General features: G+C 46.8%; 13 protein-coding genes and 1 other RNA gene. All 14 read right to left on the bottom strand.

What is annotated here, in order from left to right; translation table 11 throughout:
- Positions 1-51 precede the first annotated feature (51 nt).
- Positions 52-1290: a cell division protein FtsZ gene (gene ftsZ / locus R7P80_RS22385; protein WP_005387391.1), complete on the bottom strand. Its 1239-nt coding sequence runs from the start codon at positions 1288-1290 to the stop codon at positions 52-54.
- A 30-nt stretch (positions 1291-1320) separates the two neighbouring features.
- Positions 1321-2583, bottom strand: a complete 1263-nt coding sequence (ftsA, locus tag R7P80_RS22380) for a cell division protein FtsA (RefSeq protein ID WP_005372946.1) — start codon at positions 2581-2583, stop codon at positions 1321-1323.
- A complete protein-coding gene (locus tag R7P80_RS22375) occupies positions 2576-3358 on the bottom strand; it encodes a cell division protein FtsQ/DivIB (protein WP_005387393.1) in 783 nt (260 codons plus the stop codon). Before R7P80_RS22375 ends, ftsA begins: the two co-directional genes overlap by 8 nt.
- Positions 3359-3550: 192 nt before the next feature.
- Positions 3551-5008, bottom strand: a complete 1458-nt coding sequence (gene murC / locus R7P80_RS22370; protein ID WP_005387395.1) for a UDP-N-acetylmuramate--L-alanine ligase — start codon at positions 5006-5008, stop codon at positions 3551-3553.
- A gap of 23 nt (positions 5009-5031) precedes the next feature.
- Positions 5032-6099, bottom strand: a complete 1068-nt coding sequence (gene murG, locus R7P80_RS22365; protein WP_225491985.1) for an undecaprenyldiphospho-muramoylpentapeptide beta-N-acetylglucosaminyltransferase — start codon at positions 6097-6099, stop codon at positions 5032-5034.
- Entirely contained in the window at positions 6086-7282 is a 1197-nt protein-coding gene (gene ftsW / locus R7P80_RS22360) for a cell division protein FtsW (protein WP_005372933.1), read from the bottom strand. Before ftsW ends, murG begins: the two co-directional genes overlap by 14 nt.
- 18 nt (positions 7283-7300) lie before the next feature.
- Positions 7301-8614 (bottom strand): UDP-N-acetylmuramoyl-L-alanine--D-glutamate ligase, encoded by a 1314-nt coding sequence (gene murD / locus R7P80_RS22355; protein WP_225491986.1) that lies wholly within the window; start codon positions 8612-8614, stop codon positions 7301-7303.
- Positions 8615-8653: 39 nt separating this feature from the next.
- Entirely contained in the window at positions 8654-9736 is a 1083-nt protein-coding gene (gene mraY, locus R7P80_RS22350; protein ID WP_005372931.1) for a phospho-N-acetylmuramoyl-pentapeptide-transferase, read from the bottom strand.
- The gene (locus R7P80_RS22345; protein WP_054574276.1) at positions 9736-11100 is read right to left on the bottom strand and encodes a UDP-N-acetylmuramoyl-tripeptide--D-alanyl-D-alanine ligase; all 1365 of its coding nucleotides are present in this window, start codon (positions 11098-11100) and stop codon (positions 9736-9738) included. The genes mraY and R7P80_RS22345 overlap by 1 nt, the downstream gene beginning before the upstream one ends.
- Positions 11097-12578 carry a UDP-N-acetylmuramoyl-L-alanyl-D-glutamate--2,6-diaminopimelate ligase gene (gene murE, locus R7P80_RS22340; RefSeq protein WP_213917034.1) on the bottom strand — a complete coding sequence of 494 codons (1482 nt, stop codon included), beginning with the start codon at positions 12576-12578 and terminating at the stop codon, positions 11097-11099. The genes R7P80_RS22345 and murE overlap by 4 nt, the downstream gene beginning before the upstream one ends.
- Positions 12579-12640: 62 nt before the next feature.
- Positions 12641-14434 (bottom strand): penicillin-binding transpeptidase domain-containing protein, encoded by a 1794-nt coding sequence (locus R7P80_RS22335; protein WP_086046525.1) that lies wholly within the window; start codon positions 14432-14434, stop codon positions 12641-12643.
- The gene (gene ftsL, locus R7P80_RS22330) at positions 14431-14748 is read right to left on the bottom strand and encodes a cell division protein FtsL (RefSeq protein ID WP_005387405.1); all 318 of its coding nucleotides are present in this window, start codon (positions 14746-14748) and stop codon (positions 14431-14433) included. The genes R7P80_RS22335 and ftsL overlap by 4 nt, the downstream gene beginning before the upstream one ends.
- 5 nt (positions 14749-14753) lie before the next feature.
- Positions 14754-15704: a 16S rRNA (cytosine(1402)-N(4))-methyltransferase RsmH gene (gene rsmH, locus R7P80_RS22325; RefSeq protein ID WP_005372918.1), complete on the bottom strand. Its 951-nt coding sequence runs from the start codon at positions 15702-15704 to the stop codon at positions 14754-14756.
- Between the two features lie 175 nt (positions 15705-15879).
- Positions 15880-16308: RNase P RNA component class A (gene rnpB, locus R7P80_RS22320), an RNA gene on the bottom strand.
- Positions 16309-16536 lie beyond the last annotated feature (228 nt).

Genomic DNA, 16536 nt, shown 5'->3' with positions numbered 1-16536 from the left:
ACCGTGAATGCTACCATAATTTTGAGCCATGTCAAATTTATGGGTTAAAGATTAATCAGCCTGACGACGCAAAAATGCCGGTATATCTAAATAACCACTTTCCTTTTCTTGCTTTGGAGCCGCAGAACTTTGACTCGACGAAGCTGGAGAAGAAGAAGCAGTGTTTGTCGGCTGAGGAGTTACCTGTGGCTTCTCTTGCACTTGATTATTTTGCAAGGTCTGTGCCGGTTTTTCTTCAGCTTGCGTTGCCGCTGCTTGTTGCTGTGGTTGAGCTTGCGGCGTCGGTGCCACTTTCGCTTTACCACCCGCAACTAGCGTGATATCTGGCTTTTTCTCATTACCAATACCTGTCGCTACAACTGTTACGCGGATTTCGTCAGTCATATCAGGGTCTAGAGAAGTACCGATAACAACAGTCGCATTGTCAGAAGCGAATGCCTTCACTGTATTACCAACCGTCTCAAACTCGTCAAGACGCATATCCAGACCAGCAGTAATATTGACAAGAACACCACGAGCGCCCGCTAGATCGATGTCTTCCAGAAGTGGGCTAGAAATTGCCATTTCAGCCGCTTCTTCAGCTCGGTCTTCACCTTTGGCGATGCCGCTACCCATCATTGCGTGACCCATTTCAGACATTACAGTTCTTACGTCCGCAAAGTCGACGTTGATCATGCCAGGGCGAGTAATTAGCTCAGCAATACCTTGAACGGCATTCTTAAGAACATCGTTAGCGCTTGCAAAAGCTTCTAGTAGTGTTACACCACGACCAAGTACTTTAAGTAGCTTTTCGTTTGGAATCGTGATCAAAGAGTCAACATGCTTAGAGAGCTCATCGATACCTTGCTCAGCAAATGCCAAACGCTTTTTACCTTCAAAACTAAACGGTTTAGTTACTACCGCTACTGTTAGAATGCCAAGCTCTTTAGCCACTTCAGCAATAACAGGCGCTGCACCAGTACCGGTACCGCCACCCATACCAGCTGCGATAAACACCATATCGGCGCCAGTCAGGGAATCTTTAATTCGATCTCTGTCTTCGAGAGCTGCGTCACGGCCAACCTGTGGATTAGCACCTGCACCCAGACCTTTAGTGATATCACCACCGATCTGAATAACATTGCCAACGCTTGTCTTACGAAGTGCTTGCGCATCAGTGTTGACGCTGATGAATTCCACACCTTCGATGGATTCACGCACCATGTGTTCAACGGCGTTACCACCGCCGCCACCAACCCCAACGACCTTGATTACTGCATCGTCAGACATTTCCATCATCGGTTCAAACATGTGTTGTCTCCGTTTATCCTGCAACTCAGGTTAAAACTCTTTTTGTATCCAGTTACGCAATTTATCGAAAAAGCCAGTTACAGATGAGCGTTTAGGTTCATTATAATCGCTATCGTCGCTAGACTGCATGTCTCTTGCGTAATGAAGTAATCCAACTGCCGTAGAATGGTACGGCTCTTTTACATAGTCAGTTAATCCGCTGACTTCGAGCGGTTTGCCGACCCTTACTTGATTGCGGAATACGCGTTCCGCACATTCTACCACTCCGTCCATTTGCGCAGCACCGCCGGTGAGTACAACTCCCGCAGCCAGATGGTGCTTGATACCCTCTTCGCGCAATTTTGCTTGTACAGAGTCGATAGTTTGGTTAACCAGTCCCATAAGCTCAGAGTAGCGTGGCTCAATCACTTCTGACAACGTTTGACGTTGCAGGCTACGTGATGGTCGTCCACCTACGCTTGGTACATTAACCGTGTCATCCTTACTGACCAGTTCACTCAAAGCACAGCCATATTTGACTTTTATTTCTTCAGCATCGCTCACTGGCGTACCAAAAGCAAAAGCAATATCACTGGTTACAGCATTTCCTGCGTACGAAAATACTTCTGTGTGACGTAACGCACCGCCAGTCCAGATGGCCACATCCATCGTGCCGGCGCCAATATCAACCACACAAACTCCAAGCTCTCTTTCATCCTCGGTGATTACTGCATTACTAGCAGCAAGCCCAGAAAATACGAGTTGTTCTACTTTAAGGCCGCAGCGTTCTACCGCCTTAATAATATTGCGTGCCATGTCATTATGGCATGAGATAAGGTGGACACTCACTTCCATTCTTACCCCAGATAAACCAAGCGGATTTTTGATTCCTTCTTGGTAATCAATGGTGAACTCCTGCGGGATCACATGAAGAATTCGCTGTTCATCACCGATTTTAATCGATTTTGCGGTATGGATAGCGCGATCCATGTCTTCTTGAGACACCTCTTCATCAGAAATCGTGCCCATACCTTTTTCAATTCGGCTTGCGATATGCTTACCAGACAACGAAATGAAGACTCGGCTGATCTGGCACTCTGCCATTAATTCAGCTTGATCAATTGCACGTTGTACTGATTTTACAACCGACTCCAAATCATTCACGCCACCTTTATCCATGCCGCGTGAGGGGCTACTACCTGCGCCAATAATATTAATTTGACCGTCTGGTAAAACCTCACCCACTAGAGCCGATACGGTTGCAGTGCCTATATCAAGACCAACAATAATGTTGTCATCAGCGGCCTTAGTCATCTGTACTCTCTTCTAACTCTTGTTCAGGAAACCAACCAACTGCGGCTCCTGTATCGTACCTAAGATCGATATAACTGATTCTTTGCGTGTCACTGCCAAGCTTGTTATAGAGCTTAAAAAAGCGCTCTATACGCTCAAGAAGAGACTCTTTTCCGAGCTCTAATCGAATACCGTTATCAAGGATGATTTGCCAAGCTCGTCGCTCGTTTAATACCAGAGACGATATCGCTAAACCCAATTGCTGAAACTTAGGACTCAAATCACGGTAAGTCTGTAAGACTTCCGGTCCGCTATCTTTGGGTCCGTACAGCTTCACTTTTTCTTCTTGCAACAGAGCAACATCTCCATCAAAAACGAACCCGTTTTTATCTAACAGTTCGTTGCCATTCCAAATGGCTTCTGGTTGATGCTCCGTCAAAAAAACTTTTACTGTATCCGGCCACTGCTTTCGGATTGCGGCATGCGCTACCCATGGCAGAGCTTCGACACTTTGCTGTAATACATCAATATCCTGAGACATAAATGTACCGATGTGATCAATTCGACTAAATGCAGCCTGCACATCGTCAGCTTGGACATACTCCAGTTTCCCCTGAAGTACTATTTTGGAGAGAGGTAACCTTTGGTCATCCCACATCCAACTGATCGCCGCGTACAAAACAGAACTAATTAAAGTCACAACCACAACGAAAAATAACGCACCCAAGATTTTTTCTTGGCGACCACGGTTGTTACCCGTGTTTGGTCGCTCGTCATTCAGTGCAATATTCAACAACGTCTTCGTTTCCTGACTTTTGTCGTGTACTTTTTACCCATATAATTACGCAGAGGTAAAAGTCTTGACTTTAACCTTGGGATTATACTGAGCTCTTGTAAACTATCAAACACTGATAGCAATAAATCACAATGATATTGACGCAAAATCGAGATCTGAGTCTTTATCTGTCCTTCGCATCAACAATATGTGTCAGCCAAGCATCTTGTTTATATTCAATTTAAGACCTGCCAGCTGTTTCGCCACTTTACCAATATCACCCGCACCTTGCGTTAAGATTAGGTCGCCGTCTTGTATAACGTTAGCTAAAACTGAAGGTAATTGCTCGATTTCTGGAACAAAAATCGGATCTACCTTGCCTCGGCTGCGAATTGTGCGACATAAAGCGCGCCCATCAGCACCTGCAATCGGCTTTTCACCCGCTGCGTAAACATCCAGCATGATCAATACATCCACCTGTTCAAGCACATTCGCGAAATCATCGTATAAATCACGAGTACGGCTATAACGGTGCGGTTGGAAAATCATCACCAAACGCTTGTCTTGCCAACCACTGCGTGCTGCATTAATGGTTACATCCACTTCTGTTGGATGATGGCCGTAATCATCAACAAGCATTGCATGGCCGTTGCCAGTATCAAACTCGCCAAGGTGATCAAAACGTCTTCCCGTACCTTGCGTACCAGCCATTGCCTTTAGGATCGCATCGTCTTCAATGTCATCTTCAGTAGCAACCGCAATCGCAGCAGACGCATTCAATGCATTGTGACGACCTGGAATATTCAGCGTGATATCTAAGTTAGCTCGCCCTTTACGTACTACCGTAAATTTGCCTTGCTGCCCCTCTTGACGATAATCTTCAATACGTACGTCGGCATCTTCAGAAAAACCGTAAGTTATCACTTGACGACTAATACGTGGGATTAACTCTCGAACCACAGGATCATCAATGCAAACAATTGCTTGGCCGTAAAACGGTAGATTATGAAGGAAATCGATGAAGGTTTGCTTTAAGGTTTCAAAGTCACCACCATAGGTATCCATATGATCGGCTTCGATATTGGTAACAATGCTCACCATTGGTTGCAAGTGCAGGAATGACGCGTCACTTTCATCTGCCTCTGCAATTAGAATACGACTCGAGCCTAGACGCGCATTTGTACCTGCGCTTTTCACCAAACCGCCATTCACAAACGTTGGATCAAGACCGGCTTCAGAATAGATTTGAGTGACAAGAGCGGTCGTCGTGGTTTTACCGTGTGTACCCGCAACGGCAATACCGTGACGGAATCGCATCAATTCAGCCAACATCTCTGCGCGGCGTACAATAGGGATGCGTAATTCACGTGCCGCCATCACTTCTGGGTTTTCTTCGTTGATCGCCGTTGACACAACAACCACACTTGCTTTTTCTACATTACTGGCTTGATGACCAATAAATACCGTCGCACCTTTTGATACCAAACGCTCTGTCACAGCGTTCTCTGATAGATCAGAACCTGTGATTTGGTAGCCTTCGTTCAACAGCACTTCTGCAATGCCGCTCATGCCCGCACCACCAATACCGATGAAGTGGATGGATTTCACGCGGCGCATCTCTGGCACCATTGCGCGAATCTGAGCTAAGTCTTGTGTATGTTGGATTGTCATCAATTCTATTCTCAATAATTCGGTTAACGCTTTTCGGTCAAAGCGACAATGGCTTGTGCGACAACTCGGTCAGCATTCAATTTTGCAGCGCCACGCGCTTGCTCAGCCATTGTAAGTAAAGCTTGGCGATCCAATTGTTGGATCTGCTGAGTCAGAGACTCAACGGTTAAATCTGGTTGTTCAATCATTTTCGCCGCGCCGCAATCCACCAAGTGGTCTGCATTAAGTGCTTGCTGGCGGTCTTTGTGCATGAATGGAACAAAAATAGCGCCTACACCTGCCGCCGAGACTTCAGAAACGGTTAACGCTCCAGAGCGACAAACTAAAAGGTCAGCCCATGCGTAAGCTTCTGCAACGTCATCAATGAATTCCATTACTTCTGCATTTACCACACCATTAGCTTGGTATGCTGCATTCACTTCTTCGGCGGCACCTTTGCCCGCTTGATGACGAACATAGTAATCTTCGCCCAATTTCGACATCACTTCTGGCAGAGTTTGGTTAAGAATACGTGCGCCTTGGCTGCCACCCATCACCAAAATGCGAATTGGACCTTGGCGCTCTTGCATGCGCTCAGTTGGCGCTGCTAATTGAGTCACGTCCTCACGAACTGGGTTCCCAACCACTTCGGCATTTGGAAAAGCGCCTGGGAAAGCCTGAAAAACCTTCTTAGCGATTTTCGATAACCATTGGTTCGTTAAACCTGCTACTGCATTTTGTTCATGCAGAACAACAGGAATACCACTCATCCAAGCGGCAATACCACCCGGGCCGCTAACATAACCGCCCATACCAAGCACTGCGTCTGGCTGCCAGCGTTTCATGTGAGCACGAGCCTGCATGATGGCATTGATAATTTGAAATGGTGCTGCAAGAAGGCGTTTAACGCCTTGACCTCGTAACCCTTTCACTTTGATAAAGTCGATTTCAATGCCATGTTTTGGCACCAAATCCGCTTCCATTCGATCCGCCGTACCTAACCAACGGATCTCCCAACCTTGCTCTTGAAGCTGTTTTGCTACCGCCAAACCTGGGAATACGTGACCGCCAGTACCACCAGCCATCACCATCAAACGTTTATTTTGTTTCATTAGCTTGTTGTTCTGATTGTTGTTGCTCGCGTTTCAAGCGGCATTCGTAATCGATACGCAGTAATATGGACACTGCGACGGACATAATTATTAGACTAGAACCACCATAACTGATGAGTGGAAGTGTTAAACCTTTTGTTGGAACAATACCGGCGGCAGCTCCAACATTAACCAAGGTTTGAAACGCAAACCAAATACCAATTCCGAAAGCCAGATAACCTCCGAACATTTCGCCTTCTTCAAATGCACGCTTGCCGATGTAAACCGCTTTTAGCACCAAGCTAAAAATCAGCATTAAGACCAGCACTACGCCTACGAAACCAAGCTCTTCAGCAAGTACGGCAAACACAAAGTCGGTATGCGCTTCCGGTAGATATTCCAGTTTTTGAATTGAATTACCGAGACCTTGTCCGAACCATTCACCACGACCAAACGCCATCAAAGACTGAGTCAACTGATAGCCACTACCAAACGGGTCTTCCCACGGGTCAAGGAAGGAGGTTACACGTCGCATACGGTATGGCTCGACGAGAATCAAACCAACGACAGCACCAATACCTGCCACCATCAAGGCGAGAAACTGGGTTAGTTTTGCACCTGCGATAAAAAGCATGCCAAACAGCGTGACCAGCATCACGACGACCGTCCCCAAGTCTGGCTGACCAAGTAGTAATACTGCGAAGAAGGCAAACACCATGATTGGCTTCATAAAGCCACCAAAGAAGGTTTGTCGTACTTCGTCTTGCTTTCGAACTAAGTAACCAGACATGAAGATAAACAGCGATAGCTTCGCGACTTCCGCTGGCTGAAGGTTAAACAGCCCAAGGGGAATCCAACGAGACGCACCATTAACCGACTTACCCGCCAAGAGCACGATGATCAACAGTGCGAAAGAAGCCCAAAGTAAGTAATGGCTCTTCTTAAACCACTCTTGCAAAGGCACTTGCAAAATAACAGCGGAGGTCCCTAACGCCAGCACGAGAAACGTCGCATGACGAAACATAAAGTGGAACGGCTGTTCCGTTAATCGAGAGCTGATTGGAAATGATGCAGAGGTTACCATGACCAAACCAGTCAACATCAAACCCAGTGCAATCCACACTAACTGACGATCAAACATCGCCTCTGGGGCTGGATGCTTGAGCCAATTGCCAATACTGCGTTTAACGTTACCTAAACCCACGAAGTGTGTAACCTTTAATTATGCATATTTCTGAGCAAGAGCAGCGAAAGCATCACCTCTTGCCATAAAGTTGTCGAATTGATCAAAGCTAGCACATGCAGGAGACAGCATCACCATATCACCTGGTTTTAACTGCGAAGATACTTGTTGAATCACATCTTCCATAGTGTCGAAACGTATTGCAGATTCATGCAGTGGCATAAATTCATCGCCATCAGCGCCAAAGCAACACAGTTGCAAGTTAAGCGTCGCGAAGATCGGTTTTAATGGCGAGAAGTCAGCACCTTTGCCAACACCACCAACGAGTAAGTAGAGCTTGCCTGTCGATTCCAAACCAGATAGCGCAGCCATAGTGCTGGCAATATTAGTTGCTTTAGAGTCATTCACCCATTTGACGCCTTGATTATCCGCAACCACCTGGCATCGGTGTGTCAGTCCCGTGTAATTTTTAAGTGCATTCAATGCTTTGTGATAGTTTACGTCCGCAGCTTTTAATAGCGCTAAAGCAACCAGAGCGTTAGATAAGTTGTGCTTACCAACCAACTTAAGCTCATCACTTGCGACAACTCGTTGACCGTGATCGAGCAGCCAAGTACGGTTGCCATCCACCTCGAGACCAAAGTCCTGATTGTCGCTGCCAAATGTCACCAATGGCATCTCTGCGTCTGGGAAGGTTTCTTGATCATCACGGTTCACGACTGCAAGAACAGCATGGTTAAAAATACGCAACTTAGCTTGTCGATAGTCAGACATGCCTTGATAACGATCCATATGATCTTCAGAAAGATTCAGAAACGCAGCGGCTTTGAGCTTTAAGCTTGACGTCGTTTCTAACTGGAAGCTCGAGAGTTCGAGTACATATAGGTCTGCGTCTTGTTCTAACAAATCCAGTGCAGGCACACCGATGTTACCACCAACGCCAACATCCAAACCTGCAGCCTCAGCCATCACACCTGTGAGGTCGGTTACTGTGCTCTTACCGTTTGAGCCCGTAATCGCAATCACCGGTTTCTGCACCGCCCAAGCGAATAACTCGATATCACCTACTACTGCCGTACCTTTTGCTAATACGGCTTGGATCTCTGGTGTCGCTAGCGCAATACCAGGGTTGGTCACGATAAGATCCGCGTCAGAAAGCCAGTCTGTATTCCAACCACCACTATGCAGTTGAACACTTTCCGGCAAGCGCTCTGCACCTGGAGGGTTTACACGAGTATCAATGACTTTGACCACAAGTTGTGGCTGATTTTTTCTTAGGTGTTTAACGACAGAGAGCCCGGTAATACCGAGCCCTACGACGACAACACTATGTATGTTTTGCCAACGTTCCATATTTGATCACACTGTAAATCTTGTTCTTGGAAAGCGCGATTAACGCACTTTCAATGTCGCAAGACCAATCAGAACAAGAACCATAGAAATAATCCAGAAGCGCACGATTACGCGAGGTTCTGGCCAACCTTTCAATTCGTAGTGGTGGTGAATTGGTGCCATACGGAAAATGCGCTGACCACGTAATTTGTAAGAACCTACCTGCAGGATGACTGATAGCGTTTCCATTACAAATACGCCACCCATGATCACCAACACCAACTCTTGACGAACTAGAACAGCAATGGTGCCCAATGCACCGCCAAGCGCTAGTGAGCCCACATCGCCCATGAACACTTGTGCTGGGTACGTGTTAAACCACAAGAAACCAAGGCCTGCACCGACGATTGCTGTACATACGACAACCAACTCAGAAGCATGTGGTAAGTATGGTATATGAAGGTATTCAGAGAAGTTAACGTTACCGGTCGCCCATGCAATAACCGCGAAGCCTGCTGCAACAAGAACCGTTGGCATGATTGCCAAACCGTCTAGACCATCAGTCAGGTTAACCGCGTTACTTGTACCTACAATGACAAAGTAAGTCAGAATGATATACATCAAACCAAGCTGCGGCATGATGTCTTTAAAGAATGGCACCACTAGCTGAGTTGCTGCTGTGTCTTTACCGTAAGCATACAATGCGAAAGCGACGACAAACGCGATCAACGACTGCCAGAAGTACTTCCAACGCGCGATCAAGCCATCGGTATTTTTGCGTACCACTTTACGATAATCATCAACAAATCCGACCGCACCGTAGCCAAGTAAGACTGTCAGTACCGCCCATACGTAAGGGTTGGATAAGTCTGTCCATAGCAAAATCGTGATTGAGATGGCCGCTAAGATCATGATACCGCCCATTGTTGGGGTACCACGCTTACTAAAGTGAGATTCAGGACCTTCGTTACGCACTACCTGACCAATTTGCAGCATTTGCAAACGCTTGATCATGATTGGTCCCATCCATAATGACAGACCTAGAGCGGTTAATACGCTTAGGATTGCTCGAAAAGACAAGTATTCAAACAATCGGAAAAAAGACAGGTATGGCTGTAGCAGCTCGGCAAGCCAAATAATCATTAATAATACTCCTTCAAAGCAGCAGCGACTTCAAACATACGTGCACCGTTCGCTCCTTTCACCAATATCGTATGGTTTTCAGGAACGGCTTGGTCTAGATGCTGCTTGATGTATTCAATCATCTCTTGGTGCGTCTCAAAATGAATGCCTTGGCAAAGATCACTGATCACCTTGGCGTCTGCACCATATGTGAGAACATGTTCAAATTTTTGTGGGGCAGCATGTTCCCCGACTTGACGATGAAGTGCAAGACTTTCCTCGCCCAATTCCGCCATATTACCTAAAATCAGCCAGCGTTGACCTGGGAAAGCGGCCAATAAATCAACTGCCGCTTTCATGGCTGGCACGCTCGCGTTGTAGCTGTCGTCAATCAATTTTATCTTTTCGCTCAGCGCTTCAACCTCGACGCGACCTTTCACTTTGTTCAAATGTTTAAGGCCAGCGCGAACCTCTTCTAATGTGGCGCCCATTTGTAACGCAATAATAGAAGCAGCGATGGCATTCGCAACGTTGTGTTGACCTATAATACCCAGAGACAGTTCAATTTCTTGTGAGCTTGCTGCGATATGTAAGTCAAAGCTTGCTTCACCTGCGGCGTTCAATACGATGTTAGAAGCGAAGAAGTCTGCATCAGTATTACTTTGTGAAAAAGTAATGACTTTCTTATCTGCTAACACTTCATCCCACTTGGCTTCACCATTGCTGTCTAGGTTAACAATCGCAATACCACCAGCTGAAAGGCCTTGGTAGATTTCACCTTTGGCTTGTTTCACGCCATCGATAGAACCAAAGCCTTCAAGGTGAGCGGCTGCTACATTGTTCACTAACGCGATATCTGGTTTTACTAACTGAGTCGTGTAAGCAATTTCACCTATATGGTTAGCACCAAGCTCAATCACGGCATAATCATCATCCTGCTGTGAGCGTAATAATGTCAACGGAACACCAATATCATTATTGAAGTTACCCGCCGTGAATAGCACTTTGCCTTTCAATTGCAGGATACTCGCAACCATTTCTTTTACGGTCGTTTTACCGCAACTTCCGGTGATGGCAACGGTAGGTGTTTGGCATGCTTGATGCACCCAAGAAGCAAACTCACCCAATGCAAGTTTGGTATCCGACACCACAATTTGCGGCACATTCACATCTAAGCGTTTTTCCACGAGTAAAGCACCGGCACCTGCATCTACCGCTTGTTGGCAAAAGTTGTGCGCATCAAAGCGCTCCCCTACTAACGCCACAAATAGAGCCCCACGCTCAATCGCTCGTGTATCAGTAGAAACCGCGTCGATAAGTAGATCGTCGCCGAATCGCTCGCCACGAGTGATGTCTGCAATTTGAGATAACGTTACTTTGATCATGAGGTCAATCCTAAAAGTTGCATTGCGGACTCGCGGTCGGAGTAATGAATCGTTTCGCCATTACGAATCTGATAATCTTCATGACCCTTCCCAGCTAACAAGATAATGTCGTTTGGCGAAGCATTTTCAATGGCATAAGACAGTGCTTTGAAGCGGTCATGCTGAACAATCGCTTCAGCAGGTTTTGACAGCCCAGCTAACATGTCTTTCACAATCTGAACCGGGTCTTCGCTGCGTGGGTTATCGTCAGTCAACACCACTCTGTCGCCTAGACGCTCTGCAATTTCCGCCATCATTGGGCGCTTACCTGCATCGCGATCGCCACCGCAGCCAAAAATAGCCCACAGCTGGCCTTCACAATGAACTCGTAAAGCTTGCAGCGCTTTTTCTAAAGCATCAGGAGTATGGGCATAATCAACCACGACTTTGGCACGATCCTCAGTTTGGAATAACTCCATTCGGCCGAGTACAGGTTGCAGTTGACCTGCGGTTTCGAGTAACGCTTGTTTCTCTTTACCTAAGCTTAATAAGGTCGCAAAAGCGAGCATTAAGTTGGTTGCATTAAACTCACCAATCAATGGCGCGTGCAATTTACCTGAGCCAAATTTACCATCGAACTTAATAGTAATCCCTGACTCTGCGTAACTGACTTCCGTCGCCCAAATTGCGCTTTCAAATTCAGTGTTCGGCTTGAGCGAGACAGCGATCGCATTACTTAACTGCGACGCCCATTGATGACCGACTTCATCATCAACATTGATAATGGCACGTTCACATTGGTGTTGCGTGAACAACCCAAGCTTTGCATTGGCATACTCTTCCATCGTGCCATGATAATCTAAGTGGTCACGACTTAAGTTAGTAAACACGCCCGCCGCAAATGATAATGCTTTGACACGACCTTGCGTCAGGCCATGAGAAGATACTTCTAGCGCGGTGTATGTGGCTTGTTGATTTGCGAGAGAGGAGAGCGTTTTCTGAATTTCAACGGCATTCCCCGTTGTATTCGCAGCTTGTTGCAAGTTATTGAGGAAGCCATTTCCTGTTGTTCCCATTACCGCCGCTTTATGGTCAAGCAGTTCTAGCCATTGCGCTATTAACTGGGTAATGGTGGTTTTGCCGTTGGTGCCGGTGACACCAATCAAATCCATATCAGGGTAAGCATAGATCTTTCCAGCAATTGCGGATAAACGTTGGTCCAACCTATCAATGTAAATGACGGGAACATCATCAATGATTTCCACCGTACCATGTGTTTTGACATCGCAGGCTTGCGCCAGGGCTGCATTTGCACCTTGCTCAATTGCAGAGGCAATGAATTTACGCCCATCCACAACATGGCCAATCACTGCTACAAACGTGGTTCCAGGTTGAACTCTTCGGCTGTCGAGCTCCAATTCAGAAACAAGAACGGACGATAAGCTAGGGCAATCCACCCAAGGGGAAAGCAGCACGTCCATACTGATGGCTTTAGTCATATTTGTTCTCCGAGCTTTGGCTCAGGTTTTCTTAATTTTGTTTGCTCAGTAAACCACAGGGCTTACTGTTGGAATTTGTTTTCGTCAGGTGCAACATTGAGTATTTGTAGCGCGCCTTTCATGATTTCAGAGAAGACAGGAGACGCTACCGAACCACCATAGTAGTCATCACCTTGAGGCTCGTTTACGATCACCACCAAAGCAATTCGCGGATCGCTAACCGGAGCAAGCCCAGCCGTGTAGGTGATGTACTCGTCGCTGTACCCGCCAGCAGAAGCTTTACGTGATGTACCTGTTTTCGCTCCCACTCGATAACCAGGAACTGCCGCTCTGCGAGCCGAGCCCCCTTTTTGAGTTACGGTTTCCAACATGTCTAATACTTGACGCGCATACTTCGCACTCACCACTTGACGTGACATGTCATGATCATTGCTTTCAATAATATGAATAGGCTCGTATTTGCCAAGGTTTCCAAGCGTCGCATAAGCATGGGCTAGCTGGATTGGTGTAATTGATAGACCGTAACCAAACGCAATCGTGGCGCGCTCAATTGGCGACCAACGAGTTCGTGTAGGAAAAATACCCGTCACTTCCCCAACTAGGTTTAGGCCAGAAAGCTCACCAAAACCCACTGAACTGTACAGCCCAAGAAGCGCCTCTACCGGCATTTGCATTGCTAGCTTCGTCACACCGATATTACTCGACTTTTTAAGGATCGTGGTCAAGCTCGCTTTGCCTACGCGAGAGACATCTCTGACTCGACTACCACCTAAACGTAGGACACCATTACCGGTATCTACGATGGTATCTTTATCGGCTATCCCATTTTCTAAGGCGGCTAAAATAACGAAAGGCTTAATGGTCGAACCGGGCTCCATTGAGTCCGTGATCACTCGGTTACGCATTTGATAGCTTTGCCAATCGCTACGATTGTTAGGGTTGTAAGAAGGAGCATTAACCATGGCCAATACGGCGCCCGTTTTTACATCCAACATGACAACGGAACCTGAAGTGGCGCGGTGGTCCGCAACGGCTTGCTTAATCGCACGATACGCAATCGCCTGTAGGCGCTGATCGATGGTTAACTGAAGTGATTTACCTTCTTGCTTGTCTTGCCAAGCAATGTTTTCCACAACACGACCATAACGGTCTTTACGAATAGTTTTCTTACCCGCCGCGCCAGTGAGCCACTCATCGTAGCTACGCTCCACACCTTCTAGGCCATGCCCGTCAATGCCTGTTACACCGACTAAGTGAGCACTAACCTCACCTGCAGGATAATAACGACGAGATTCCGACTTAAGGCCAACACCTGGCAGCTTTAGCTCACGAATATAGTTCGCCATGGCCGGACTGACCTGGCGCTGCAAGTAGATAAAGCGGCGTTTTTCATTGCGCTTGATTTTGTCTATTAACCCTTGTCGGTCAATACCAAGAACATCCGCTAATGCATGCCAACTTTTGGTCTGGCTTAACGCGTTTTCTTTAAATATCGTGGCAGGATCTGCCCAAACCGCCTCAACCGGTACACTGACAGCAAGCGGCTCACCATTTCGATCCGAAATAATACCGCGAGCAGAAGGAATGGATTTAACACGAACCGAACGTAGGTCACCTTGTTTAATCAGGTTATCTGGCTCAATGATTTGGATGTAGGCTACGCGTGCCACCAAAAGGGCAAATGCACAAAAAACAAAAAACAGTAATAGATGGAAGCGCCAACGAATCAAGAAAGATTCTTCGACCGCCACTTTCACTGCTTTGTTATCGGTTTTCTTATCCCCCGTAGCCGCTTTCTCTTTTGCTACAGGTTTACGCTTATTGGCTTGTTTCGTGTTGGATTTTTTTCTAATCATTTGAGCGTGACAACCACTTCTTTATCGCCATCAGGTCGTTTCATTTCAAGTTCTTTTTTGGCAAGGTCTTGAACACGACTGTGTTCCGCGAGGGCAGTTTCTTCCAACATTAAGTTACGCCATTCGCTATCTAATCGTTCTCGTTCAACCAACGTATGGTCTTTCTCGGTAATCGCTTGACGCGCATGGTGGGTAGCAAATACCACTCCCATTGCCGATGCCACGATCAATAGCAACAACAGTAATGGCCAGCGACCAACGGTGAGGAGATCCGTCGCAATCAACTTAGCAAGATTAGGAGTGGGTTTCGTCATAATAATTAAAGCTTTTCCGCAATTCTTAACACAGAGCTGCGCGAGCGAGGGTTCATTTCAATTTCTTGTTTGCTTGGCTTAATCGCTTTGCTCACCGCTTTCATATTCGCACTACCAAGAGCACGAATTTGCTCTTCCGTCATTGGAATACCGTGTGGCACTTCAGGCCCTTTGCTCTCTTTACGGATAAAACGTTTGACCATACGGTCTTCCAGAGAGTGGAAGCTAATCACAGATAAACGGCCTTCAGGAGCCAGAATGCTCGCCGCGCCTTTAAGTGCCGTATCAATTTCTTCTAACTCACTGTTGATGTAAATACGAAAAGCCTGGAAAGCACGAGTCGCAGGGTGTTTTTTCTCTTTAAAACTTTTCGGTGCGGCATCTGAAATCAATTTTGCCAGCTGACCAGTGCGAACCATTGGCTCATTTTCTTCGTCTTCACGGTAGGCAACAATCGCTTTTGCAATACGGCGCGCATGTTTATCTTCCCCAAACTCACGAATGACCCAAGTGATATCATCGAGGTCTGCTTCCATCAACCATTGAGATACTGGAACACCTGATGTCGGGTCCATACGCATATCTAGCGGACCGTCTTTCATAAAGCTAAAGCCACGCTCTGCGTCGTCTAACTGAGGAGAAGAAACGCCTAAATCCAGCAGAACACCATCCACTTTTCCAACTAGCCCATACTCTTCAGCATACTCAGCAATACCAGAAAATGGACCATGAATAATGGTGAAGCGAGGGTCATTGATTTTGCCTGCCTCAGCGATCGCTTGAGGGTCACGGTCGATACTGTACAGTCGGCCATTTTCACCGAGTTTAGATAGAATTGTCCGGCTGTGACCGCCACGGCCAAATGTTCCATCAATATAGACGCCGTCTGGTTTGATAGCTAAGCCATCAATGGATTCATTTAATAACACGGAAATATGTTGGAAGGTTTCGGTCATAGCTTTCTCGTTGAATGATCTTGAAGCGATTCTTTAGTGTACTGATTTCCTACATCATCGCCACCACAAGTCTAAAGTTAGACGTGATTTACGCCAAGTTTATTGGTAATGACATAGTTTGCGTCAATTAAATGCAAAAAACCCATCACTACCGAAGTAGAGATGGGTCTCGAATAGGTGGAGCCGACACATAAGCCGGGTTCTGTTCCGCTTGCGCGGCGGTAGCCATTCGTCTAGGCCAGCAATCACTCACTGGCTCGAGCAACCTACCCGCCTCCTTACGCGAGCAACGCAATGTGGAGGCCTATTTGGTCTTGCTTCAGGTGGAGTTTACCCTGCTACGAACTATTGCTAGTCGTCCGGTGCGCTCTTACCGCACCCTTTCACCCTTACCTGTGCCCTAAGGCCATCGGCGGTCTTCTCTCTGCTGCACTTGTCGTAGGCTTGCGCCCCCCAGGCGTTACCTGGCACCTTGCTCTATGAAGCCCGGACTTTCCTCCCCTTTGTCAGTCTCCCGAAGGACGTCAACGTCAGTCTCCCAAAGGGACTTCGACGTCAGTCTCCCGAAGGACATCAACAAAGCAGCGACTACCCAGTCAGCTCCGAGGGCGGATTGTATAGAGTTCTCACTTCAGAGTCTAGTTAGATCACAGATATGATGAAATGAATGCACTAAGTGATGACTTTTTAGTCAAGGTGCCAAAAATAGATAATAAAAAGGCCGATGCCTAAACATCAGCCCTCATTGACCATTTTGTGCCGTCCTAAATAAGGTTGACACTTTCCCCCCCAAAAAAATTGGAGAGTGTTATGAAATCAACAACTAAAAGAA

Source organism: Vibrio sp. 2092 (assembly GCF_033339635.1).
Lineage (GTDB): Bacteria > Pseudomonadota > Gammaproteobacteria > Enterobacterales > Vibrionaceae > Vibrio > Vibrio alginolyticus.
This window is presented reverse-complemented; position numbering and strand designations above follow the sequence as displayed.